This is a genomic window from Nitrospirota bacterium (assembly GCA_016207905.1).
Lineage (GTDB): Bacteria > Nitrospirota > Thermodesulfovibrionia > Thermodesulfovibrionales > JdFR-86 > JACQZC01.
This window is the reverse complement of record JACQZC010000019.1, coordinates 30,121-53,754: the sequence shown is the minus strand read 5'-3', so window position 1 is coordinate 53,754 and position 23,634 is coordinate 30,121. Positions and strand designations below refer to the sequence as shown.

22 protein-coding genes and 1 tRNA gene are annotated in these 23,634 nt (G+C 44.1%); 16 read left to right on the top strand and 7 right to left on the bottom strand.

Features of this window, described 5'->3' with window-relative positions; all coding sequences use genetic code 11:
- Positions 1-17 precede the first annotated feature (17 nt).
- Together HY805_02465 and HY805_02460 are read left to right on the top strand one after the other, a co-directional pair.
- Positions 18-374 carry a hypothetical protein gene (locus HY805_02465; protein MBI4823079.1) on the top strand — a complete coding sequence of 119 codons (357 nt, stop codon included), beginning with the start codon at positions 18-20 and terminating at the stop codon, positions 372-374.
- A 495-nt stretch (positions 375-869) separates the two neighbouring features.
- Positions 870-967: transfer RNA gene (locus HY805_02460), tRNA-Cys, on the top strand.
- A 281-nt stretch (positions 968-1,248) separates the two neighbouring features.
- On the opposite strand, the gene cydB is transcribed toward HY805_02460, so the two are convergent.
- Together cydB and HY805_02450 are read right to left on the bottom strand one after the other, a co-directional pair.
- On the bottom strand, positions 1,249-2,277 hold the full coding sequence (cydB, locus tag HY805_02455) for a cytochrome d ubiquinol oxidase subunit II (protein ID MBI4823078.1): 1,029 nt from the start codon (positions 2,275-2,277) through the stop codon (positions 1,249-1,251).
- A 1-nt stretch (position 2,278) separates the two neighbouring features.
- Positions 2,279-3,646, bottom strand: coding sequence for a cytochrome ubiquinol oxidase subunit I (locus HY805_02450; GenBank protein MBI4823077.1), 1,368 nt, complete (start codon positions 3,644-3,646; stop codon positions 2,279-2,281).
- 325 nt (positions 3,647-3,971) lie between these two features.
- Between HY805_02450 and HY805_02445 the strand changes: the two genes are divergently transcribed.
- The 6 genes from HY805_02445 (at position 3,972) to coaBC (ending at position 7,964) form a co-directional block, all read left to right on the top strand.
- The gene (locus HY805_02445; protein ID MBI4823076.1) at positions 3,972-4,307 is read left to right on the top strand and encodes a hypothetical protein; all 336 of its coding nucleotides are present in this window, start codon (positions 3,972-3,974) and stop codon (positions 4,305-4,307) included.
- A gap of 158 nt (positions 4,308-4,465) precedes the next feature.
- Positions 4,466-5,317 carry a YicC family protein gene (locus tag HY805_02440; protein MBI4823075.1) on the top strand — a complete coding sequence of 284 codons (852 nt, stop codon included), beginning with the start codon at positions 4,466-4,468 and terminating at the stop codon, positions 5,315-5,317.
- A 156-nt stretch (positions 5,318-5,473) separates the two neighbouring features.
- The gene (locus tag HY805_02435; protein MBI4823074.1) at positions 5,474-5,773 is read left to right on the top strand and encodes a DUF370 domain-containing protein; all 300 of its coding nucleotides are present in this window, start codon (positions 5,474-5,476) and stop codon (positions 5,771-5,773) included.
- Positions 5,760-6,392 carry a guanylate kinase gene (gene gmk, locus HY805_02430; protein ID MBI4823073.1) on the top strand — a complete coding sequence of 211 codons (633 nt, stop codon included), beginning with the start codon at positions 5,760-5,762 and terminating at the stop codon, positions 6,390-6,392. Before HY805_02435 ends, gmk begins: the two co-directional genes overlap by 14 nt.
- Complete coding sequence (gene rpoZ / locus HY805_02425) at positions 6,392-6,796, top strand: DNA-directed RNA polymerase subunit omega (GenBank protein MBI4823072.1); 405 nt, start codon at positions 6,392-6,394, stop codon at positions 6,794-6,796. The genes gmk and rpoZ overlap by 1 nt, the downstream gene beginning before the upstream one ends.
- A complete protein-coding gene (gene coaBC, locus HY805_02420) occupies positions 6,774-7,964 on the top strand; it encodes a bifunctional phosphopantothenoylcysteine decarboxylase/phosphopantothenate--cysteine ligase CoaBC (protein ID MBI4823071.1) in 1,191 nt (396 codons plus the stop codon). Before rpoZ ends, coaBC begins: the two co-directional genes overlap by 23 nt.
- Here the strand turns inward: coaBC and cobA are convergent.
- The 5 genes from cobA to HY805_02395 form a co-directional block, all read right to left on the bottom strand.
- Positions 7,948-9,465, bottom strand: a complete 1,518-nt coding sequence (gene cobA, locus HY805_02415) for a uroporphyrinogen-III C-methyltransferase (GenBank protein MBI4823070.1) — start codon at positions 9,463-9,465, stop codon at positions 7,948-7,950. The genes coaBC and cobA overlap by 17 nt on opposite strands.
- A 30-nt stretch (positions 9,466-9,495) precedes the next feature.
- Positions 9,496-9,705, bottom strand: a complete 210-nt coding sequence (locus HY805_02410; GenBank protein MBI4823069.1) for a zinc ribbon domain-containing protein — start codon at positions 9,703-9,705, stop codon at positions 9,496-9,498.
- 211 nt (positions 9,706-9,916) lie between these two features.
- Positions 9,917-10,234: a GIY-YIG nuclease family protein gene (locus HY805_02405; protein MBI4823068.1), complete on the bottom strand. Its 318-nt coding sequence runs from the start codon at positions 10,232-10,234 to the stop codon at positions 9,917-9,919.
- A gap of 325 nt (positions 10,235-10,559) precedes the next feature.
- Complete coding sequence (locus HY805_02400; GenBank protein MBI4823067.1) at positions 10,560-11,285, bottom strand: hypothetical protein; 726 nt, start codon at positions 11,283-11,285, stop codon at positions 10,560-10,562.
- 217 nt (positions 11,286-11,502) lie between these two features.
- Positions 11,503-13,182: a tetratricopeptide repeat protein gene (locus HY805_02395; GenBank protein MBI4823066.1), complete on the bottom strand. Its 1,680-nt coding sequence runs from the start codon at positions 13,180-13,182 to the stop codon at positions 11,503-11,505.
- Between the two features lie 428 nt (positions 13,183-13,610).
- On the opposite strand from HY805_02395, the gene HY805_02390 reads away from it, so the two are divergent.
- The 8 genes from HY805_02390 (at position 13,611) to HY805_02355 (ending at position 23,631) form a co-directional block, all read left to right on the top strand.
- Positions 13,611-13,919, top strand: a complete 309-nt coding sequence (locus HY805_02390; GenBank protein MBI4823065.1) for a DUF1670 domain-containing protein — start codon at positions 13,611-13,613, stop codon at positions 13,917-13,919.
- A gap of 12 nt (positions 13,920-13,931) precedes the next feature.
- On the top strand, positions 13,932-14,270 hold the full coding sequence (locus HY805_02385) for a DUF1670 domain-containing protein (protein MBI4823064.1): 339 nt from the start codon (positions 13,932-13,934) through the stop codon (positions 14,268-14,270).
- A complete protein-coding gene (locus HY805_02380) occupies positions 14,267-16,372 on the top strand; it encodes a hypothetical protein (protein MBI4823063.1) in 2,106 nt (701 codons plus the stop codon). The genes HY805_02385 and HY805_02380 overlap by 4 nt, the downstream gene beginning before the upstream one ends.
- Positions 16,373-16,427: 55 nt before the next feature.
- The gene (locus HY805_02375) at positions 16,428-17,393 is read left to right on the top strand and encodes a peptidylprolyl isomerase (protein ID MBI4823062.1); all 966 of its coding nucleotides are present in this window, start codon (positions 16,428-16,430) and stop codon (positions 17,391-17,393) included.
- A complete protein-coding gene (locus tag HY805_02370; protein MBI4823061.1) occupies positions 17,390-18,421 on the top strand; it encodes a hypothetical protein in 1,032 nt (343 codons plus the stop codon). Before HY805_02375 ends, HY805_02370 begins: the two co-directional genes overlap by 4 nt.
- 30 nt (positions 18,422-18,451) lie before the next feature.
- The gene (locus HY805_02365) at positions 18,452-19,552 is read left to right on the top strand and encodes a hypothetical protein (protein ID MBI4823060.1); all 1,101 of its coding nucleotides are present in this window, start codon (positions 18,452-18,454) and stop codon (positions 19,550-19,552) included.
- A 150-nt stretch (positions 19,553-19,702) separates the two neighbouring features.
- Positions 19,703-20,488 (top strand): hypothetical protein, encoded by a 786-nt coding sequence (locus tag HY805_02360; GenBank protein MBI4823059.1) that lies wholly within the window; start codon positions 19,703-19,705, stop codon positions 20,486-20,488.
- 458 nt (positions 20,489-20,946) lie between these two features.
- Complete coding sequence (locus tag HY805_02355; GenBank protein MBI4823058.1) at positions 20,947-23,631, top strand: SBBP repeat-containing protein; 2,685 nt, start codon at positions 20,947-20,949, stop codon at positions 23,629-23,631.
- Positions 23,632-23,634 lie beyond the last annotated feature (3 nt).

Here is a 23,634-nt window from a genome sequence, read left to right as displayed (position 1 = left end):
GCCGAAGCAGGAGTAAAATGAAGGGCTATATCCTTAAGTGTTTTATCCTGTCAATCACCTTTCTTTTAACATTGCCCTATATTGCCTCTCCATTAGAACTTAGTGCTGAAAATACCTGTAATTCCACTCCTTCATCCTATCTTCAGGTAGCATCAGGAGGAGGAAGTAATACCTGTTCTTTATCCATCTCAGGTCCTGATGGGGTCACAAAATCAGGAACTTATCAATATAGCATTGCTAATGCAGTTGGAGATATTAGGTGGTGTGTGGAAGGTTCAGGTGTGAGCATTAATGCAAATGGAGTAATTAGTCTAAGTAGTTCTGCGTGTGGTGCATTCTCTGTAAGTGCAACTGACTCCTGCGGAGGGAACTAAGGTGGAATGGGGTTTCAATGACAGATGAGGCAAGGGCAATCCTTGCAGGGATAAGGGCATCAAAACTTGAGGAAGCTGCTTAATTAGAAGCTATAAAAACCATTGGGAATAAATGCCCTGAGAGAATTTGCAGAAAAGACTTGACAATATCTGGTATAATCCATCCATACTTAAAAAGGGAGGTGAATAGGTGACCGCACTGTTTATAGCAGGGCTATTCAAATCCGCTTTTGGCTGAAGTAGTCCCACAGGAACCTGGTCGAGGTTTACCGGGGAGTGTGCGGTCAATTGCCACCCGAGCCGTTGATGATTTTCCTTAGCTAAGATTCTCTCCTACCGCATCTCCTCAAAGTAAACACTTTTCTCTCTAAAAACTTAAGGGTTTGTAATCAGGCATCGTGGATTCCCCACAATGCGGATTCGACTCTTAGCATTGCTATTTATGTTCAGGAAGAGTCGTGGAATGACAATAGGTTCGATAAAGTGAAGAGAAATGGGGAGCAAGGGGACTGGTGTCCCTCCTGGTCTGCAAAACTTGTGACCCGGCGAAAGAAGTAGCTGGGTGTGGGTTCGATTCCCACTACCCCCCTCCAATAATGCGTAGGGAAGGAGGCGGTGGCTGCCCGATGCAGCCAAAAGGGGTTGTATAGGATTTCAGCTATTACAGGATTGACTCAAGAAAAGGAGGTAACATGATGAAGTCAGGAGGATTGACCGGGTAACGGCAGATGTGGCGATGAAGACAGTCATGCTCCTGAATGACTGGAAAGACGGGAAGTTCAAATCCGACCGCTAAAAAGCATTTCATCCGTTACGGGCGAGATATGAGACGCACCTTATCGTATAGTCTCTCCCGCGTTATCTGCATCTTCCGTCAGTAGGACTCCTCCTCTGTTATATCCTTTGCCGTTATCTTATTTCTGAAGACCCGGTAGACCCATATCTGGTAAGCGATAACGATGGGCACGAAGATAAAAGCGACGGCTGTCATTATCTTTAGCGTATAGGCGCTCGATGAGGAATTGAATATCGTCAGGCTGTACTCCGGGTTCAGGCTCGATGGAATAAGGTTAGGATAGAGCCCTATCACTCCAGTAAATGTGACTGAGAGTATCGTAGTAGCCGAGGAGAAGAACGCTTTAAGATAAGAGCCCCGCGCGGCGAATATCTTTGTTCCTAAGAGTGCGAGCACCGCGGCAAAAGGAACAACAAAGAAAGCGGGCGTCGCAAGATAGTTGGCGTAGAGCTTGGTAGCGAATGCCGTAAAGACAAGAAAAATAACGGCAACGGTCAAAAGAGCGTACCAGAGCTTGCCCGCGACCTTGGCGGCCCTCTCGCTTAGTGGATTATCTATCTTCACGGCAATATAAAGCGCCCCGTGCTCCACAAATAGAAGGACGAAGAACACCCCCGTAAGAAGCCCGTAAGGGTTAAGAAGGGAGATTAGCGAGCCGTGGTAACCTTTATCGTCCATCGGAAGCCCCTGAAAGATATTGCCGAAGGCCACCCCGAAAAGAAGAGAAAGCAGAAAACTGCTTATGCAGACCGTGTTGTCCCATGACCTTTTCCAGCTCGCGGACTCAGCCTTTTCCCTGAACTCAAGCGCTATGCCTCTGAATATCAAAGAGAAGAGTATGAGCAGAAGGGCCGAGTAGAGGTAGCTGAACATTAAAGCATACGCTGTCGGGAATGCCGCGAATGTTGCTCCTCCTGCCGTGAGGAGCCAGACCTCGTTTCCGTCCCAGACCGGGCCCACGCTCCGGCTGATCATCCGTTTTTCGTCGTCGCTTTTGGCTATGAACTTCTGGAGGATGGCCGCGCCGAAGTCAAAGCCGTCGAGCGTGAAATAGACCGCCCAGAGCGTTCCCCAGAGGACAAACCATATCACCTGATAGAATTCCATCTTACACCTCCCCGGCAGGGGTTCCTAACCCCTCTCCGGCATTTTCTGCGACCCGTATGGCCGCGGGCCCTTTCTTTGAGTACTTTGTAAGGAGATATATGTCTATGACGGCAAGAAGGCCGTATATGACAGTAAAGCCAGCGAGGGATGCCATTACCTGAGAGGCAGATACAGCACCGGATACTCCGCTTGATGTCTTAAGCACGCCGTAGACCAGCCACGGCTGTCGTCCGACCTCGGCCACTATCCAGCCGATCTGGGTGGCTATGTACGGAAGCGGAATCGCATAGAGCATAAGCCTCAGGAATAGAGGGCTTGTCTCAAGCCTATTCCTTCTTGCCTTTATAACCGCAACTAAAGAAAGGAGGATAAAGAGAAGCCCCAGCGCTATCATCACCCTGAAGCTGAGAAATACGGGCATGACGGGCGGCCTCTCGTCAACGGGGAATTCCTTGAGTCCCTTTACCTCGGCGTCTCCGCTATGAAAGGCGAGGAAGCTCAGCATCTTGGGGACGCCGATGGCCTCGACCACGTTCCTTTCGTTTGCGGTGTCGGGTATGACTATCATGTTATACGGGACGGATTTTCGGGTCTCCCATACGGACTCCATAGCCGCGAACTTTGTGGGCTGTACCTTCGCGACCTCTGCCGCGTGGAAGTGTCCGATTACGAAGAGCATTATCGAGCTTGCAAGCCCCAATGCGGCCGCCATCCTGAAGGAGCGCCTGAAAAAATCAGGACTGCTCTTTTTAAGGAGATGATAGGCCGAGACACCCATGACGAAGAATGAGGCGAGCACATAGCCGGACGTGAGCGTATGGGTGAACTTTAGCCATCCATAGCTGTTAGTGAGAAGAGCAGTAAAGTCAACCATCTCGGCTCGGTTGTTTCTGAGCACATAGCCCACGGGCTTCTGCATCCAGCCGTTTGCGAGCAGTATGAAGAGCGCGGAAAGGTTTGTGGCAATCGCCACGAGCCACATGGCGAGGGCGTGAGTCCTCTTTGAGACCCTGTTCCAGCCGAAGACCCAGAGCCCTATGAAGGTTGACTCGAGGAAGAATGTCACCGTGGCCTCTATTGCGAGCGGCGCTCCGAATATGTCTCCGACATATCTCGAATACTCCGACCAGTTCATCCCGAACTGAAACTCCATAGTGATTCCTGTCACCACCCCGAGGGCGAAGTTTATGAGGAAGAGCTTCCCCCAGAACTTCGTCATTCCGAGATAGGTCTCGTCTCCGGTGCGGACATATCGCGTCTCCATGTAAGCTACGAGAATAGAGAGCCCCAGAGTGAGGGGCACGAAGATGAAGTGGAAGGCGCTTGTGACCGCAAACTGAAGTCTGCTCAAAGTCACCACATCCATAATCTTTGCCTCCTTTTTGAGGACTTAATCAGTTCTCTTTATTTAAGACCATTTTATTCCTCTTTATTATAGATTTCAAGAAGTTTTATTTGCCATCCCACAAAGATTCCTGATGTGATAAGATGAACCTGAGTTCAGGCGGGGGCTTAGCCCCCGCCTATCTTACTGTGGAGGTAATAGCTAATGCCCGATAAAAAAGTATTATTCAGGAATGCCGGGCGGTTCACTGTCGGTCTTTGCCCAATGTATTTCATTCAGTTCTCTATAATTAGGTAAGATAAGCCATTCTTTTGATGGCGCAGTATAATCGGAACAATTTAAAAAAGTAGTGCTGAAAGCAATAAGTCCTAAAGCCCCTCCTGCTGATTTTAAGCCTTTGGATTTCCTCAATTACATTATTTCCCTAAAGCACGAGGCATCGTCTTTAGGCTGGATAACAAACAAGGGCATAGAGATGAGCTTAGATGCAAAGTTGGAAGCCGCAAAGAAGAAACTTGAACAGGGCCAAAATGGCACAGCTAAGAATATTTTAAATGCTCTAATTAATGAGATAGAGGCACAGGGGTGTGAGACATATGATAATTGCCCTTCTGGCAAACACCTTCTCCCCGAGGCATATGCCTTGCTAAAGTATAATGTCCTTTATTTGATAGAAAGACTGTAAAAGTCGAGAGAAAACAATAGGCACAACGGTTCTAATTATTAGACATCCCCCTCTATGAGCCTTCGGCTGAGAGAAAAATAGGACATTTCTAAATTGGCTTGACATAGCACCACCTTTTTATTGACTAAACTGTTTTTCTACATTATTATTCTAAGGTTATGGCAATACAGGGCATGACAGGTTTTGGAGGGGCTGAAAAAGGAGGCTTTAGGGTTGAGGTCCGCAGTTTAAATCACAGGTTTTTAGATATAACGGTAAAGATGCCTCCAATGCTCGGAAGGCACGAAATGGCATTAAGGGAGATGATTAAGGAGAGGTTCCTAAGAGGCAGATTCGATGTCTTTGTCTCTACTACAGGAGAAGAAAAAGTAAGGTTCAGAATCAACGATGCCATGGCAAAGGAACTCCTCGTCAGCCTCGATAGCCTCAAAGAACAACTCAAGATAACAAAAGAGATAGATATGACTGTGCTTTTGGCATGGAAAGAACTGCTCATTCAAGAGGAGCCATCGTATGATATAGATTCGCTTTATTCTGCATTCAAAGTCAGCCTCGATGAGGTTTTGGCAATGAGGGTGAAGGAAGGCACTGATATAGAAACCGCAATACTTAAAGGCGCAGAAAGGATTCGGAGGATTAATGACGAGGTGCAATCCATTCTCCCACAGAGCATTGAATCTGCACGGAAAAACTTTAGGGAAAGGATAAAGGCATTTCTCGTGGAGGAATGTGCAGACGATACGAAACTCATCCTCGAGGCATCGAAGGCAGTTGAAAAAGTAGACATCGTTGAGGAGACTACACGCATAAAAAGCCATTTAAGTTTTTTTGCTAAAATCCTCGAAAACAGTGGTAAAATAGGAAGAAAGCTCGATTTCCTTCTTCAGGAGCTTTCGAGGGAGGCAAATACGATTGCCTCAAAATCAGAGGATGAGGAGATTATTAAAAAGGCAGTGGATATGAAATCCGAGATAGAAAACATAAAAGAGCTGATTCAGAATATCCAGTAGGCAAGGATAACTATTGAAACCTGTAATATTATGTCCTATACCCTTAGGATTAAGGTCATTCTGGCTTGTCCAGAATCTTTCTTACTTCAAGAAGGATTCCCGACAAGCGGGAATGACAGCGAAAACGGACATTATTATGCAGGGCTCAATAATAATATGACGGAAACTAAGATAAAAAAGTCTTCTTTGCCACCGCTCATAGTTAACATTGGCTTTGGTAATGTCATTGCCTCCTCCAAGATAGTAGCTATCGTGACACCCGGCTCATCTCCAATCAAGAGGCTGAGGGATGTGGCAAAGGAAAAGGGAAAACTCATCGATGCCACATCAGGAAGAAAAACCAGAAGCATAATCGTCACAGACAGCGACCATGTGATATTAAGCGCCCTACAGGCAGAGACCATCTCTCAGAGATTAACCGAAAGCAAGTCCATGGGCAAAGGTGAAGAAGACTAAGCCCAGGGGAAACCTCTTTGTCGTCTCTGCACCATCGGGTGCAGGAAAGACCACGCTCTGCCAGAGGCTTACAGAGACACTTAATGGCATAAGGCATTCCACCTCCTACACAACGAGACCGCCAAGAAAAGGAGAGATAAATGACAGAGACTATACCTTTGTAAGCAAAGAGGAATTTAAAAGCATGGCTAAAAAGGGAGAGTTTGCAGAATGGGCAAGGGTTCACGACTCCCTTTACGGCACATCCAGAGAAAGGCTCGAGGCAATGCTCGATGAGCCGGTGGATGTAATATTAGACATAGATGTCAAGGGTGCATCGAAGATAAGAAACCTCTATGAGGATGCAGTCTACATATTCGTTCTTCCACCCACCCACAGAGACCTCAGGAGAAGGCTCGAGCAAAGGATGTGTAACTCTTCGGAGGAGATACAGGTAAGACTCAAGACAGCACTAAGAGAGATAAAGGAGTATAAAAAATACGATTATGTTATAGTAAATAAGGTATTTGATGAGGCGCTCAGGCAGTTACAGTCGATTGTGATATCCGAAAGACTGTGCTCGTCGAATATAGACCCCTCGTGGGTCAGGAGAAATCTTACCATAAAGGAGAAGGGCTGATGGATATTGTTTCGCTTCCAATAGAGTTTGACAAAAAAAAGATAGACAGCAGGTTCAGGCTTGCGACAATAGCCTCTCAGAGGGCAAAAGAGCTTGCCTTAGGTGTCAAGCCAAAGATTAAGGCAAAGGGCAAAAAGCCAACGACGATAGCTATGGAGGAGACAATAGAAAATGTCTTAGAGTTTCTCGTAGGTCAGGAGGCAATAACTGCAACGGAAGAGGCTAAGAAATTCGACTACAGGAAATTCTTAGAGGAAAGAAAAAGGGAAGCTGTTCCAGAGGACCTCTCTGAGCTCGAAAAAGACCTCAGGGTCTACCTCCATGAAAAAGAAGAGGTAAGCAGGCAGGCATTAGAGGAAATCTTCAAAGAGAAACAAAAGGATGCCTCAGAGCCTGAAGAATAGCTGTATCCTTCTTGGCGTTACAGGAAGCATTGCGGCTTACAAAGCAATAGACCTCTCAAGAAGGCTTAAAGAGGAAGGCGCAGATGTCAGGGTCGTAATGACCAATGCCTCAAAAAACTTCGTAACCTCTCTTTCCCTCGAGATAGCATCAGGCAGGAAGGTTTACTCTGACATATTCGGAGACCCAATGGCTCATATAAGCCTTTCAAAGGATGCAGAGCTTATGCTCATTGCACCTGCCACTGCAAATATCATTGCAAAGTCGGCAAACGGCATTTCAGATGACCTCCTAAGTTTGTGCTTGCTTTCTTTCAAAGGCAGGGTGGTTATGGCACCTGCAATGAACTGGAGAATGTATGAAAGCAAGGCACTCCAAAGAAACCTAAAGCAGGTCATCGGAGATGGGGTAATTATCGTAGAGCCTGTTAAAGGCACTTTAGCATGCGGAGAGCAAGGCATAGGCAAGATGGCAGACATAGAAACCATAATCCATGCAGTTAAATCCGAACTCAGGAGAAAAGACCTCTCAACAGAAAAAATACTTGTCACTGCTGGTCCAACGAGGGAATACATAGATGAAGTCCGATTCATCTCCAATAGCTCAACTGGAAAGATGGGCTATGCAATAGCAAATTCAGGGCATGCAAGGGGTGCAGAGGTTACCCTTATAAGCGGTCCATCCAACCTCAAGCCTGTATCGGGAATAAAGCTCATCATGGTTGAAACGGCACTTCAGATGCGGGATGCTGTAATTAAAAACCTAAAAGGCATAACTACCGTTGTCATGGCATCTGCAGTAGGAGATTTTATGCCTGTGGTAAAGCAGAAAGGGAAAATTCCAAAGGCAGGCGGCATCTCATCTCTTAAACTTAAAAGCACACCTGACATTCTAAAGGAGCTTGGTGGGATGCCTCAAAAGCCTCTTATCATCGGGTTTTCTGCTGAATTTGGCTATAACCTCAAAAGAGCAAAAGAAAAACTCATTGGGAAGGGTGCTGATATGATAGTCTTTAACGATATAAGCAGACCTGATTCTGGTTTTGCAGTTGATACAAACAAGGTGGTGCTCATTTCTAAAAGGAAGACAGAAAAGCTTCCCCTTATGAGTAAGGATGAGGTGGCAGATGCCATCTTAGACAGGATTCCTATGATTAAAGCACAGACTTAATCTCTTCGACCAATGCCTCGATGGTTGCCTCATGAGGCATAATATCCACTTTGAGACCTGCCTTTTCAATTGCCTTCTTTGTGACAGGACCTATAACTGCAATCCTGACACCTCTAAGAAGAGGTGATGCATCTTTGCCCATTAGGTCCATGAAATTATTGAATGTGCTTGGGCTGGTAAATGTAGCGATTGTGATTCTGCCTTCCTTGAGAAATCTCCTTAGTCTTTTGCCTGTTCCTTTGGGCTTGACCGTTCTATATGCAACAGGGACATCTATATGACCGCCAAGGTTTCTAATTGCATCAGGGAAAACATCACTTCCAAGCTCAGCCCTCGGAAGGACAATCCTAAGACCCTTTAGACCTTCTTTTTCATAAAGCCTTTTGAATGACTCTATTAAGCCTTCTGCATGGAATTCGAGAGGCATCAGGTCTACATTGATTCCAAATTTCCTTATAGAGGAGGCGGTCTTTGAGCCAACGGCACAGACCTTTATTCCCTTTAGATTCCTTATGTCTTTTCCAAGCTCAAAGAATCTTCTAAAGAAAAACTCCACACCATTTGAACTCGTAAATATTGCCCAGTCGTAGGAATCTATTCCCTCTATTACACTGTCAAGCTCATCATAGCTTACAGGTGGCTGGATTTCTATTGTTGGAAACGAAATGACCTCTGCGCCAAGCTCCTCAAGTGCCTCAAACCCTTCTACGGTCTCTCGGGTTACAAGAATCCTCTGACCAAAAAAAGGCTTTTTCTCATACCAGTTAAGAGTACTTCTTAGCCTTACAACATCTCCTACGACCATGACTGCAGGTGGCAATATGTCTTTTTCTTTAACCAGAGCTACGATGTTGCCAAGTGTGCCTACAATTGTCTTTTGCTCTGCCCTGGTTCCCCACCTTATGATGGCAGTAGGAGTGTCAGGGGAGAGACCGTTTTCAATTAGTTTTCTCGTAAGGTCTGCTATGTTTTTAATAGCCATCAAAAACACCAGCGTGCCGATTCCTTTGAGCCCTGACCAGTCTATAGAGGATTTCTCCTTTGTTATATCCTCATATCCCGGGATGACTGTAAAAGAGGATGAGTAATGCCTGTGGGTAAGCGGAATCCCTGCGTATGCAGGTGCGGCTATTGCAGAGCTTACACCCGGGACAACCTCAAATGGGATACCTGCCTTTGCGAGGGCAGATGCCTCCTCTCCTCCTCTTCCAAAAACAAACGGGTCGCCGCCTTTTAGCCTGCAAACTATCCTTCCTTTACCTGCCCTCTTAATAAGGATGTCGTTTATCTCCTCCTGTGTCATTGTATGATGTCCACCTCTTTTCCCTGCGTATATGAACTCAGCCGAATGATTGATGTAGTTTAGGACCTGTGCATTAAGGTGGAAATCGTAAACAACTACCTCTGCCTTTTTAAGGCAGGAGAGACCCTTTATGGTCATCAGCCCGATGTCACCAGGGCCTGCTCCAACAAGATATACCTTGCCAATATTTTCAACCATAGGGATTAATTTTAACACATGAAGCCTTGCTCAGTGACAGGTAGTGCAGGTGCTCTTACTGCAAGATGTGCAGGTGGATGTTCCAGAAAAGGGCTTCTCTACACCGCTCATCCCAAACAGAGAGAGCTTTTTCTTTATATTGGATGAATTGCAATGAGGGCATCTCACTACTTGAGAGCCAAAAACAAGCTTCTCAAAGTCTTTTTCGCAGGCAGAGCACCTATACTCATAAATAGGCATAAATTATTATAACATATATATCCGATTCCAAATAAGTCGGAAGGACTCCTGACAAGCAGGAGTGACAAAAAGAAGGACTCCCGACGCGCTTCGCTTGCGGGAATGACATCTACGATAGAGACAAGCTAATGTGCTGTCCCTAACGGTCATTTACATTTTCCTCTGTCATTCGGGCTTATCCCTCGATGTCATTCTGGCTTGTCCCTCGATGTCATTCTGGCTTGTCCAGAATCATTCTTTCTGTGATATCTTCATATAAATCTTTTATTGTAGGATTCACCTGTCTGATAAGCTCTATCTTGCCTTGCCTGCTCATATTCTTAATCTGTTTTTCTCTGACAATAGCACTATGGCTGTTGTCACAAAACTCATAATACACAAGCCTGTGCAGGTAATATCTGGCCGTAAAGCAATGCGGATTGAGATTGTGTCTATGCTCATAGACTCTTCGTATGAGGTCATTCGTTATACCGACATAAAGAGTTGGCCTTGCATTTGCCATAATATACACAGCAAAGCTTTTCTCCATAATACAACTATTATATCCGATTCCGAACAAGTCGGAAGGACTCCTGACAAGCAGGAGTGACAAAAAGAAGGACTCCTGACAAGCAGGAGTGACATCTACGATAGAGACAAGCTAATGTGCTGTTTCTAACGGTCATTTACATTTTCCTCTGTCATTCGGGCTTGTCCCTTGCATGTCATTCTGGCTTGTCCAGAATCTTTCTGAAGAAAGATGCCGAACAAGTCGGCATGACAAAGGAGAGGTAAGCGGGAATGACAACTATGCAGAAAGGACAATAAAAAAAGGGGAGTTTGCACTCCCCTTTTTAAATCCCGAATAATCGGAATTATTTTGCGGTATGACAGTCACGACAGATCTTGCTCGCTGTGATAACTCCGCCTGAATATGCGACGCCAGCATCGTCGAGCTCTCTCATGAACTGAATACCAACTGCCTCGCCTCTGTGGACATCATGGCATGTTGCACACTGCATTGTGGCATTAGAGCCATCATTGTAAAGTGGATACTTGACTGCTGTAACATTTCCGATAACCTTAGGGTCAGTGGTGCTGGCATCTTTTGCCTTTATGTCACTACCTGTTGCGTTTGCGTATGTGAAGTCAACTGGATGGTCATCAGCTAATGTTGAGCCTAAGTTGGCAGTTGCATCGTTGATTGTCAGTGAGCCTAAGGATGCTGATGCACCGGCTTCCTTTGTTCCTTTGATGAAGCCGCCGTCTGCAACTGTACCATCATGGCATGTCATGCAAAGCCTTGAGTACTGTGCTGCATCAGATGTGCCGAGGTTAGTGTCTCCACCCAGAGGTGCCGTTGGTGAGTTGTAGGTCGGAAAGTTTGTGGCTGCTGAACCGTTGATGTTCCAAAGGAGGATCCTCGAGGTGCCATCAGCCGCAACTCCTCTGTGAGGATGGTGGCAGAATACACAAATCTGTGTCGTTGTATTGCCTGTGACTCTTGACCTCATGTCATGCTTTGAACTCAAGACAGTTGCCATTGCAATGCCTGCTACTACGAGGCTTATTGCTAATGTCAAAATTAAAACCTTCTTCATAATTTCTTTTCACCTCCTTTCTGTTTCTTATTTGGTTCCTATCTGGTCCTTTTTGTTCCCCTTCTCTTAAGAAGAAACCTTTAGGTTACTGATTTATATGCAAAGGCTATGCCACGGCAAAAAGACCCTTTAATGCTTGATTTCAAAGGCAAAATTAAGTAAGTTTGACATAAGGTTTGAGAGTAAAGGCATAAATATGCGTGAAATAAAACACCTGTTAGTGAAATGACTCACTACCATATAATGCCTTATAATATAGCAATGCCTCTTTGTTTTCAGGCTCTAAAGACAATGCGACCTTAAATGCCTTTAAAGCATCTGCCTTCATGCCCATCTCTAAATAAAGCACACCCAATGCCACATAGTTTTCAGGAGCTAAAGGAGATGCCTTTATATTAGAAGAAATCAGGAATGTCAGAAATTCCCATATACGGGTCTTGTTTATAGGGTTTTTTGCAAGCTCTGTCCTGACAAATGCTATGCTCTGAAGGTCCCAGTAAACAGGGCTCCATGATTGGTCTTTCAAAAGGCAGAGAACGATTTGCGGCACCCTGCCTTTGTATGGCAGTAATGCCCAGTAAATCACTGTGTTTACTTCATGTTTTTTAAGGGTCTCTTTCCATGAAGAGGTGCAGGTTAGCACATCTAAGTAGTCCTTCATAAGGCCTAATGCCCTTCCATCGATAAAGACCTTGTATTTAGGATGAAGCCTCCAGATTAAATATCCTCCCCATTCGTATGGATGAAAAATGTTTTTAGGAGGAGCTGACGAGAGCATGAAATTCACAGTCTTAACAGGCAGTAGCCTTTCAGGTAAAATAGAGTTTTTTAGTATTGTTCTTGGATAGATAAGGAAAAAACCAGCTATAAGAAAAACTATTAGCATAGCCAATTCAAGCAGGACACTGCGTGCCCTTATGAGCTTTAAGCCCTGCGTCAATGGGGCAAGGTTTTTGCCAATAAAGGCAGTTGCAATTATCGAAAAGAACATGCCTGCCCTGAATGTGGCAATGGATGCAGTCCCTAAGCCAATGAAAAGTATTAGATGGGTAAGGTCAATCTGGATTCTGGGTTGCTTTTCTTTGATGTTAGAGGCAAGCACAGGGATAAGGCTCAGGATGCCCAGTGCTAAGAGGATAAGGATTGAACTACGAAGGTTTCTCTGCCCTGTAAGAGAGGTAAACTCTATAAGTCCGAGATGCTCGTGAATTACCTGAGCGCCCTTTATAGAGCCTAAAAGCATGTTCCATGTCCATGACACCGCTTTCAAGCCATTGGGATTTAAAGCACTTGCGAGAAGAGATAAGACATATGCGAGTAGATGAGACCACTTCTTCTTAATTGCATCCCTTAAGCAATAAAGGACAATCAGCGTAACCCCTGACACATACCCTGCGTGCATGTTAGACCAAAGGAGCATGACAGGAGGAAGAAGTAAGAAAAGCCACTTAGACCTTTTCCTTTCAAGAAGATAAAAAGTGAAAGTAAAAAAAAGGAAAGACACTGTCTGGGGCCTTATTTCATCATAGTAGGTGGCAATAAAAACCGTAGGCAAAAGTAAGATGTATCTTTCTGCCTGAGTCATTCCATAGTCCTTTAAAATGGCATTAAGTAAAAGGACACTGCCGCTAAAAACTAAAGCCTTTAGATATACAAGCCCAGAGATGCCCAAAACACTATAGAGTCCATAAATTATTAGCTGGAAAAGCCAGAAAGGCGTAAGAACTTCTTTGTCAACAGGCGGTGCCAATGAAAACGGGTCGGATGAAGGAAGTTCCTGATTAGCCCATATCAATGAACCTGTTTTAAGATGCCACCATACATCGCCAAGCTCCATTGGAGTAAGAAAGACACTAAAGAGGCAAATCGTAAAGAATATAAAAACCAATTTCTTCATGTCGAATATTATACTTTATTTTCCCATATCTGAGGTCAAAGAGGCTCTGCCCTAATCTCTGGCATACTTTTTGTTATAAGTTAATAGGAAAATCTTTCTAAAATGCCTTCCAAACATAGGCTCATATGAGCTTATGTTTTCAAAAGAAAACCTCAAAAACCTCCTTTTTATCGTATTTGCCTTAGACTCGCTTAAGTCGGGTTGTCTACGAACAATGGCTGACAATAACGGTTTGGTAAGCCTTTAGTATGGCATGATATTTGAATAGAGGTATAAAGGAGTTGGTATGAGGTGATTTTTGCGTCTACTCTAAAGTGGGCTCAAATGAGCCTTTAGAAAGGCTTTGGATAGAAGGGATATGTTAAACAGCATAAGTCATATAACCCTATCATGCGTTATATGACTCACTTAAAGACAGGAGGTGTGTTATGAGTGGAACCCTAACTTACTGGGTTTTTGAGGGTGAAAACAGGTTACGCAGTTTGAAGTTGACTGTTTGCTCGGAAGATGACAGGCGGATAAGCAGACTTGCGGACACGAGAAGGATGAGACTGAGAAGGCTTTTGAGCGAGGCAGCAACTCAAGGAGCAAGGTTAAGCTACAAGGACCTGAGCATTATCACGCTTACTTCAAAGGCAACTCTGAAAAGGGATATCAGTTATTTAAGAAAGCAGGGAGTAGAGATGCTGCTCAGGGGAAATGTCCGAAACCGAGGGATAGGGAGTAAGGCTTTTTAGGAGAATCAGAGAATGGATTTCGGAAAAGTAGAATATATATTCTTCGAGACAAAAAACGGCAATGGCAATGCCATGCGAAAGCTAAAGCTCACCCTTATTGGTCAGGCAGATGACACTGCCCTTCGGGCTGGAGGGCTTGCTAACCTGAGAAGAGAAAGGATACTGAGGCTAACAAAAGAAGCCGAGGAGCAGGGTTGCCTTTTGAGCTATGAAGACATTGCCGGACTTCTGCTGACATCCTTAGCAACACTCAAAAGGGATGTGAGCTGGCTTGAAAGACATGGCTATCGTATTTCACTTCGTGGCAGGAAAAAAAATGGCATGCAGGCAGAAGAGGTGCATAAGCAATGAGGCATAGGTTTGGCATTAAATCCGTCTTTTTATTAGCCCTCATTTTCGGTTTTGCCCTTTCGTTCCTGCCAGAAAATGCAGAGGCACAGAGATTAAGGAACAGAAACCAGTTTTACCGAAATTATACCCTTAGTGCTGGCGTAGCGTTTCAATACAACACTGAATGGGGCACTGCAGGGAAGGGCTCTTCGTTTATTCAGACCTACTCGGCAGGCTTGTCGGGATATGTCTTTGACCCAAGACTGGTATCTTTTGGTTTAACTTCCTCTTTCTCAAATAGGCAAAGCGGATCTTCAGGTGCTAGTGAGTCTTACTCTATAAAAGGACTCAATTTTACTATGAGCTTCTTGAATGCCATAAACCCAAACAGGGGAGTTAAGCTCTGGAATTATGTGCCAAGACCTATTATTCTCAGATTCTCCTACTACGAAGGCACGGACTTCACCAGTTTTGACTATGGAGTAAGCACTTATTATACCCGTCCTGGCTATGTAAGGGTATTTCGGGATAAAAAATTCCTGAGTTATTCTGAAAAAGAAGAAAAGTATGAACCTGACCTTAATAGGAATAGAAATAATGATAACAACAATAATAAAAAGAACCGTTACAGGGTTAAATATCAAGTAAATAATCAAAACGGTAATGGTGATGGCAATGGAAATGGAAACGGAAATGCCAATGCAAATGGAAACAACATGAACCTTAACCGCAATCTGAACAATACGGGAAACAATGCGAACTGGAATAAGAATATAAACAGAGGCAACAGAAACAACAATAACAACAATAATATCAACCTGAACCTACAACAACAGCAACAGGAAAGAGAAAGAAGGAGATTTGTCTTTAAATTCCCAATGGTCTCTTTAGACATATCTAAAGGCACATATACAGATACGAAAGACTCAGAAAGGAAATGGATAACAACCACAGGCAGGCTTTCTGCAGCCATTCAAAACCCAACTGTAAAAACAAAAAAAGGCACTTATGTGTCTTCTTACAACTTTGGATATATCTTCTACGAAACCGAGACCAAGGGCATGATTGCCACTGAAACAAGACGGCGAGATACCATCACCATATCTACCCGACACAACTGGAGCAGATTCAGTCTCAGTAATAACCTCACTGACGAGAAACTTAATGGCAGGGAAGACATTAACTTAAGCTCAACCATTGGCTATGCCAATATGTGGAAAATTCTCAAATACAGGGTGAACGCAGGGGGTTCGTATCATAAGGCAGAGGATGTTTCCTCAACCAATTACGGCATTGGCGGTTCTGTAAGCACTGCATTGGGAAGAGGTCTAAGGGTCAAGCCCACGCCTAAACTAACCCTTGAAACACTTGCCAGTCTGAGTGTTGGCGCATCAGGAGGAAAAAGCAAAGATGACCCTGTGGCAAAAGACTATGGCTATACGATTTCCCTAACACAGACGGCGCTCTCAACCCATTTCAAGAGAGCAACCATAAATGGACATGCAACAGTAAGTTATAATAAAGACGCCACTGCTTTACCATTTAGGGCTGACCTTACTATAACATCTGTTGGCTTCAGGAAAGTAAGCCTTATCGGAAACTATATATTTTCTAAGATATATCCAATAAAAGAAAAAGGCAGTAGGGCATCCCATATCTTCAGAGTTTCAATGAACTGGAGGGTTTTCAGTAGTGTGCAGTTTAACGGCTCGGTTACGCATACCATAACAGAGGTTCAAAACGGTCACGGTTATAAAGACAAAACATCTTCTGCGGATGGAAATGTTTTATGGAGGGTCTCAAGAAGGGGAAAACTTGAGTTCAGTGGGAGAGGAGACTTTTCCGAATCATCCAAATCATATAGTCTTTCGAGCATATATACCGCAAGCATATTTTTGAGAAGCTCTCTTTCTGTGAGTGCCTCAACCTCATGGACCGAGCCCTCAGGTGGTTATACCCGACAGATGAAGGTCTCATATGGCTGGAGATATAGAAAACTGTTATTCGGTGCAGACTATATGCATTCAATATCTGGTAACAAAAACTCGGGCTCAGAAAGCAAAAACAATGTGCTGATGCTGAAGGTTTCAAGGTCATTTGGAAGGTCGTTTAGAGGAAGGTAAGTTGAGATTAATGGGTGAATAGGTTAAAATCTAAAGAAGGGGTGTTAAACCAAAGATGAAATTTACTAAAGCAGTTTTCGCTATAGCTCTTACGACGCTTTTATTTATTTTTCATAGTCTGTCGGTACTGGCAGAGGATAAGCCGGTTGTAAAGGTTAATAACACTGTTTTGACAGAGATGGACTTAGAGGAAATCCTGAATGAGCTTATTCCATCGGTCAGTGTGCATCGCGGCATGAGCCCTGAAAGGAGGGCGTCTTTTATTCCAAAGGCAACGGAGCTTCTTATAGAAAGGGAACTCCTTTATCAGGAGGCATTAAGAAGAGGGATGAAGGTAGACAAAGACAAGGTTGATACCTCAGTAGAGGCAATTATAAAAAAGCTTGGCGGGAAAAAGGCATTCAAAGAGGCACTCAAAAGCCGGGACATCTCTAATGAGGATTTCAGAAGAAGGGTCGAAAAGAAGTTTCTCGTTAATGACCTCTACAACATAGAAGTAGAGCAAAAGGTAGTTGTAACTGTCGAGGAAATCTCTCGGTATTATGAAGACAACAAGGCAGACTTTATGAGGCCAGAGTCAAGGAGGATAAGACATATACTCATAAAGGTCGACCCTGCATCCACTCCAAATGACAAACAGAGCAAAAAGAAAGTGGCAGAGGAGGTCCTCCAGAAGATAAAAGCAGGCGAGGACTTTGCCCAGCTTGCATGGGATTATTCGGATGACCCATATAGGGTAAAAGGAGGAGATTTTGGCATCATCCACAGAGGAAGGCTCGAGAGCCCGCTTAATGAAATTGCATTTAGCCTTCCAGTTGGCTCTGTAAGCGATGTAATAGAGACCATATACGGCTATCACATAATTAAAGTCGAGGAGGAAAAACAGCCCGAACAACTGAGTCTCGAGGATGTCTCCCAGAAGATACAAGGACAGCTTTTAGAGAAAAAACTAAAAGCCATCCATGATGCATTTATAGGAGACCTGAAGGCAGGCTCGAAGATTGAGATTTATATAAAATGATAAGGATACTAAAAGTCATAAGCCTTACCCTGCTCGTTGGATTTGTGTTTTCGTGTGCACCATCGAAGGCACTGATAGATTACACCTTCACAGAGGGTATCGTCTGGCCAGGTCCTCCTCAAAAACCCCGAATAAAATACCTATGGAGCCTTCAGAGGATTAGGGGCGGAGAGACAGAAAGTCCATTTATAAGGCTTCTTACAGGCGAGATCGACTATGACATCGAAAACCCAAGATACTCGGACATACTTATTGGTCCATATGGAGTCTTTGTGGACAAAGACGATGTCCTTTATATAGCAGACCCCGAGGCAGCGAGGGTGAATGTTATAGATCTAAAAAACAACCATTCCTTTACCATAGACACAGCAGGCAAAACTGACCTAATAAGTCCAATGGCAGTGGTTGCAGACGGGGGCAGAATCTATATCACGGACTCGGACCTGAGAAAGGTCTGTATCTTCAATGGCAGAGGCAAGTTTATCAAATTCTTCGAGGGCGAATTTAAAAGGCCCACTGGCATAGCGATATCTTCAAATCGGATATATGTCTCTGACACATGGGCACATAAGATTTATATTTATGATAAAGATGGCAAAAGAGGAGACAGTTTTGGTGAGAAGGGCGATGCACCGGGGAGTCTTCACTATCCCACATTTATAGCAGTTGATAAGGATGGTTTTGTCTATGTTTCCGATACTCTTAACTTTAGGGTTCAGATATTCTCTCCAACAGGTAAGCTGATTAATGCATTTGGCGTGATTGGAGATTCATTTGGAAGTTTTGACAAGATTAAGGGTATATCGGTTGACAGAGAAGGCCATATATATGTGGCTGACTCTGCGCAGGATATGGTTCAGATTTTCGACAGGGAAGGAAGGCTTCTTCTTTTTTTTGGAAAGAATGGACAGTTTTATGGAGACTTTGTTCTGCCCACAGGGCTATATGTTGACTCTAAAAACAGGATATTCGTATCGGACAGCTTGAATATGAGGATTCAGGTATTTCAATTCTTAGGAGGGGACTAATCCCGACCATTCGGGACTAAGGAGGTGGCAATGAAATCTTTGCAGGGGATATTGTCAAGCTCGTTAATCCTTTGCCTTATAGCTGTCCTTGCATGGGCAGCTCCTCCGTGGATAGAAGAGGAATCCGCCTCCCATATGAGCGAGGAGAGGAACCCAGAAGGATGTGCGGGCTGTCATAAGGTCTCTGGAGTTCCAGGCACGCCTCTTCTTAAAAGGTCAAAAGGAGAGATCTGCTATGAGTGCCATGGCTTTTTCTCGAGAGGAAAGGCAAAGGCGGATGTAGAAACGGTTTTTACGAAGTTTTCAAAGCACCCGATACAGGAAACGACTAAATATCATTTTAGAGGAGAGGATTTGCCTGAGAAACTGCCTACTGCACCAAGGCATGTCTCGTGCTTTGACTGCCATGTCTCGCATGTCTCGACACCAAAAAAGCCATGGCAGGGAGCAAGGGGATTTTCGAGAACCCGAATGAGATTAAATAGGGCATCTTTTGAGTATGAGCTCTGCTATCTCTGCCATTCAGATAGTGCAAACCGTCCTTCAGGTGCAAAAAACAAAAGGCAGGAGTTTGACCCATTCAACGATTCATACCACCCAGTTGAGCTTACAGGAAGAAATAAATTCGTACCCTCCCTTATAAGGGAGCTAAATGTCAATTCCATGATAGCCTGCACAGATTGTCACGGAAATAACGACCCAATCGGAGCACAAGGCCCGCATGGCTCTGACTATGCACCAATCCTAAAGGCTGAATACAGGACATACGAGGGGCTTGAGTCCCCAAAGGCATACGAGCTTTGCTATATGTGCCATGACAGAAGAAGCATCCTCGGTGACGAGGGCTTTAGAAAGCACAGCCTTCATATCCTTACAGCATCTACATCGTGCTATACATGCCATGTCTCACATGGAATAGAAAGAGGAAAGCACCTCATAAGATTCAGCGATTACAACGACTATGTAAGAGACATCGAGGATATAAGTAGGCTCGTTGGCTTTTCAAATACAGGTAGTCCGATACAGTACGATAGCCAGAGCATAAGGTGCTACCTTAGATGCCATGACATTGACCATAATATCAATGGCGTCTTTAGAGCCGATGGCACAGAACTGCCAGAAGGATGGTAATTCGGCATAATAATTGCTTTTAAATATTATGGAGATTCTTAAAAATTTGAATTATCATAGGGTTTTATGAAAATTAGGTCCTCGATAGGGTTAATTAGTATTACAATTCTGTGCATTTTGGCACTCTATAGCGGCATTTCACACTCCGGCGTGTTTGAAAGTAAACATGACCTTTCTATTTCTGGAACTTCCAAATTTACATTTGAGACTGAGCAGGTATGTGTTTTCTGCCATACGCCTCACAGGGCAAGACAGAATATCCAGAATGCTACTGCTCCGGAATTAATAATAAGGACAGGGACTGTTTATAACACCACCAATCAGTACCAAGAAGGAACAGGCACACCTTCTCTTCTTCTCTGGAACAGGGGACTTTCAAACCAGACAGAGTTTTTACCTTATACATCATCGACCTTAAATGTAAATATCTATGAGATAAGGATATATTCCCTTCTTTGTCTAAGCTGTCATGATGGAATAAATGCACTCAATGTTCTTGTAAATAATCCCTCTGAGGTTGTGGATGGACAACCACCTTCATTAGAGCCTGTTGAGCCAGGAGGCCCAACAAGGTTTAAAGATGTGTACACCGGAGACTCAACCTATGGCTGGGGACCTAATATAGGAGAAAGGGTTAACCCCGGCGATACGCTTAATCTATCGAATGACCATCCAATAAGCTTTGACTATCCTTCTGACACTACTCATCCTGATGTTGATGCAAAATCTTTAAGAGCTACTGTCTCAGGTTCAGGTTATGTCAATCATACCTCTGTAAGGCTTTTCCCCAACCCAACAGACCCTTCTAAGCTAAACAGCATGGAATGCTCTACATGCCATGATGTGCATAACGAGTATGCAGACACTCCCCAGTATCCATTTCTTGTTATTCCAAACAAAGGAAGCGGTCTCTGCCTCAACTGTCATGTGAAGTAACCCGTTAATGTCCATCTCAATTTTGTAATATGGATGTGCATATTTTTTTCATGGTATCATTCCTGCTTACCTCCCATATGTCATTCCCGCAAGCGAAGCGCGTCGGGAATCCTTCTTTTTGTCACTCCTGCTTGTCAGGAGTCCTTCTGAGTTGTTTGGAATCAAAAGAAGGATTCTGGACAAGCCAGAATGACATCGAAGGACAAGCAAGAATGATGACATGCAAGGGACAAGTCGGAATGACATCGAGGGTTCTGGCACACCTTTTGCAATTATAATTTAGTGAAATAGAATTTATACCGCATTTATGCGGAGTTAGAGAGGCATGGATGGAGAACTTTGCGTCAAAAGCCACAAATATGACTATTATGTGGGTTAAAACCCCATATTGACATTTGTTATATAACATGAGATATTTGGAGAACATATGGTTTGGAGCAGTCAGAGAAGGGAATTTTATGGATAAAAGAGGGGCATTCATAACCGCATTTTTAATCCTCAGTTTAATTGTCACGGCATCTGCATCATCTGCAATATGTCCGGATGTGACTCCTCTTTCTTCCATCACTAATTTGACCGACCCATCCTCGATAGCCATTGACTCAAATGGCAATCTTTATGTTACAGAAGGTGTAAAGAACAGGATTAAGATATACAGCCAGTCAGGAAGGCTCATAGGCAGGATAGGGCACAGAAAGCCCCTCGGCATAGCAGTTGACGGCAATGGGCTTTATGTCACATCCCTTAGTGGAAAGCTAACGATATACGGGGCAGACCTCAAGGTAAAGAAGGTGGTAAACACAGGCATAAGATATGGCTCTTTGGTTGCTGTTTCATCAGGAAGGATTTATGTATCTGACCCCAAGTGGGGAAGCATTCGTGTGTATGACAAAGAGGGAGGGTATTTATCTAACATTAAGGCTGACGCTAATTTTTCGCCTATATGGCTTACAGTAGAGCCATCTACAGGCAATATATATGCAGTGTCAAAGGCACCTGCAGGTGTATATGTCTTTTCTCAAAGCGGCAGTCTAATAAGAAAGTTCTACTCGGATGCGGTTGAGACAGGCGGACTGATGGTTTCGCCGAGAGGCATTCTCCTTGATTCCTCAGATAGGGTATACATCTCGGATGCATTAGGCTTTCAGACATTTGTCTTTGACACTAACAACAGCTATGTATGCTCTTTTGGTGCAGGAGTTCAAATGAATAAGCCATTTGGGATAGCAATGGGCGGAAACAAAATCCTCTATGTGCTTGACAAGGAAGGCAGTAAGATTGCCACGATAGGGATAGATGATTTTGTGAAGATGGAGCTAAGCCCATTGTCGCTTTCCTTTAAAGGCTCTAATTGTGGAGCAGGAACTTCTTCCCAGAAGCTATTGATAGCCAATAAGGGCAAAGGGGTTTTAGACTGGACAGTAAGCTCCGATTTGTCATGGATAACTTTATCTCAGTCATCAGGGCAGATTTCTGGAGGTTCATTTGAGGATATAGGTGTCTCGGTAAACATAAGTGGCTTAAGCGTTGGCACTTACAGAGGCTCTATAACTGTTTCCTCTCAGGGTGCATCGGAAAGTATTCCAGTTACAGTTGAGGTTCTTCCTCCTCCAGTTCTTTCTGTAAATCCAACATCCCTTTCATTCCTCGTAAAGGGAAGCATCATACCCCCTTCTGAGTCTATAAACATAGAGCTTAAAGGAGATACGAGTAACCAGCTTGAATGGACTGCATCCTCAGACAGTAGCTGGCTAAAGGTCTCTCCTTCAAAGGGCCCATCAAACACCTTAGCGATGTCAAATGTATGGGTGGATGTGGCAGGACTTGCTGGTGGTCAATACACAGGCAATATTAAGGTGGATGCAGGTTGTGCCGAAGGAAGTCCTTCTTTTGTAAAAGTAGACATGACATATATAAAAGGCGGGACAGTGAAGGTTATATCGAATCTCGATGAGGCAACATATACAATCACAGGTCCTGCAACATACTCAGGTACAGGAACATCTTATATTGTTGAAGATGTTCCAGAGGGCACATATACAATTACATTTGGTAGGGTAATGGGCTTCAAGACCCCTCCATCATATAGTCTTTTTGTGGCAGGTGGTGGAGTTATTGAGTTTATAGGTAATTATAAGGACCTCAGGAGGCAATTGGAGATAGCAGCAGTAAGGGGCAAGGGGCCTGAATCCATAACTGATGAGGTCAGACTCTTTAGCCATAAAGGAGATCTCCTGAACTCATTTGTAGTAGAGCTTAAGGAAGAGGGTGAGGCAGGCTCACAGATAGTAGTTGGTGATGTTGATGGAGATGGAAAAGACGATATCCTGACTTCAGGCACAGATGGAATTATTAGAGGTTATAAGGCTGATGGAACTTCCATAGTAGGGCTTGCCTTTAAAGCATTTATCTGTAATGATAACTGTGATGATGATGAGATGTCCACTGACATAGCTCTTGCTGACCTAAATGGAGATGGTATAAAGGAGATTATTATTGGAAGGGCAGGGAAAGAAGACCCATCAGAGATCAGGGTTTTTGCCTTTAGAGGTGGTCAGGTCATAGATACAGGCGTTTATTTCCTTGCATATCCTGAAGGCTCAGGGGTGAATGTCTCTTCAGGTGATATAGATGGAGATGACATCTCCGAGATTCTTACTGTGCAGGGCAAGCCCTCTGATGATAATGAGTCTATGAATATTGATATAAGGATATGGGGAGTCAGCACCGAAAAAGGCATGGGTGCGTGGAAGATAGTTCAGAAAGGCTCAATCAGCCCTGTAGATAGCAGAAGACCAGTTGATATCACAGGAGGCGATATTGATGGAGATGGAATTGATGAGCTCATAGTTACTTTAACACCTGAGCCTTCAGGAAAAACCGTTACAGTCAGGGCATTGAGGGCAGATGGCTCATTGGCAGGTGAGTTTACTATATCAGCAGGCAAAGACCTCGTTATATCAGCAGGTGACACTGATATGGATGCTATAGCAGAGCTCGTTATTGGTGACACAGGCAAGCAGAACCCATCGAGGGTAAGGGTATACAGTGCAGTCGGAAGTCTTCTTGAGGAATTTAATGCATTTGGCAATAAAAAGAACATCTCAGGTGTTAAGGTTTCATTAGGCGAGCTGGGGTATTGAAAG

Excerpts from the sequence above, each read along its gene's own strand:
- HY805_02465 (MBI4823079.1), top strand. The coding sequence starts at position 18 with ATGAAGGGCTATATCCTTAAGTGTTTTATCCTGTCAATCACCTTTCTT.
- cydB (MBI4823078.1), bottom strand. The coding sequence starts at position 2,277 with ATGGAATTCTATCAGGTGATATGGTTTGTCCTCTGGGGAACGCTCTGG.
- HY805_02440 (MBI4823075.1), top strand. The coding sequence starts at position 4,466 with ATGGCAATACAGGGCATGACAGGTTTTGGAGGGGCTGAAAAAGGAGGC.
- HY805_02435 (MBI4823074.1), top strand. The coding sequence starts at position 5,474 with ATGACGGAAACTAAGATAAAAAAGTCTTCTTTGCCACCGCTCATAGTT.
- rpoZ (MBI4823072.1), top strand. The coding sequence starts at position 6,392 with ATGGATATTGTTTCGCTTCCAATAGAGTTTGACAAAAAAAAGATAGAC.
- coaBC (MBI4823071.1), top strand. The coding sequence starts at position 6,774 with ATGCCTCAGAGCCTGAAGAATAGCTGTATCCTTCTTGGCGTTACAGGA.
- cobA (MBI4823070.1), bottom strand. The coding sequence starts at position 9,465 with ATGGTTGAAAATATTGGCAAGGTATATCTTGTTGGAGCAGGCCCTGGT.
- HY805_02410 (MBI4823069.1), bottom strand. The coding sequence starts at position 9,705 with ATGCCTATTTATGAGTATAGGTGCTCTGCCTGCGAAAAAGACTTTGAG.
- HY805_02405 (MBI4823068.1), bottom strand. The coding sequence starts at position 10,234 with ATGGAGAAAAGCTTTGCTGTGTATATTATGGCAAATGCAAGGCCAACT.
- HY805_02400 (MBI4823067.1), bottom strand. The coding sequence starts at position 11,285 with ATGAAGAAGGTTTTAATTTTGACATTAGCAATAAGCCTCGTAGTAGCA.
- HY805_02395 (MBI4823066.1), bottom strand. The coding sequence starts at position 13,182 with ATGAAGAAATTGGTTTTTATATTCTTTACGATTTGCCTCTTTAGTGTC.
- HY805_02390 (MBI4823065.1), top strand. The coding sequence starts at position 13,611 with ATGAGTGGAACCCTAACTTACTGGGTTTTTGAGGGTGAAAACAGGTTA.
- HY805_02385 (MBI4823064.1), top strand. The coding sequence starts at position 13,932 with ATGGATTTCGGAAAAGTAGAATATATATTCTTCGAGACAAAAAACGGC.
- HY805_02380 (MBI4823063.1), top strand. The coding sequence starts at position 14,267 with ATGAGGCATAGGTTTGGCATTAAATCCGTCTTTTTATTAGCCCTCATT.
- HY805_02375 (MBI4823062.1), top strand. The coding sequence starts at position 16,428 with ATGAAATTTACTAAAGCAGTTTTCGCTATAGCTCTTACGACGCTTTTA.
- HY805_02370 (MBI4823061.1), top strand. The coding sequence starts at position 17,390 with ATGATAAGGATACTAAAAGTCATAAGCCTTACCCTGCTCGTTGGATTT.
- HY805_02365 (MBI4823060.1), top strand. The coding sequence starts at position 18,452 with ATGAAATCTTTGCAGGGGATATTGTCAAGCTCGTTAATCCTTTGCCTT.
- HY805_02355 (MBI4823058.1), top strand. The coding sequence starts at position 20,947 with ATGGATAAAAGAGGGGCATTCATAACCGCATTTTTAATCCTCAGTTTA.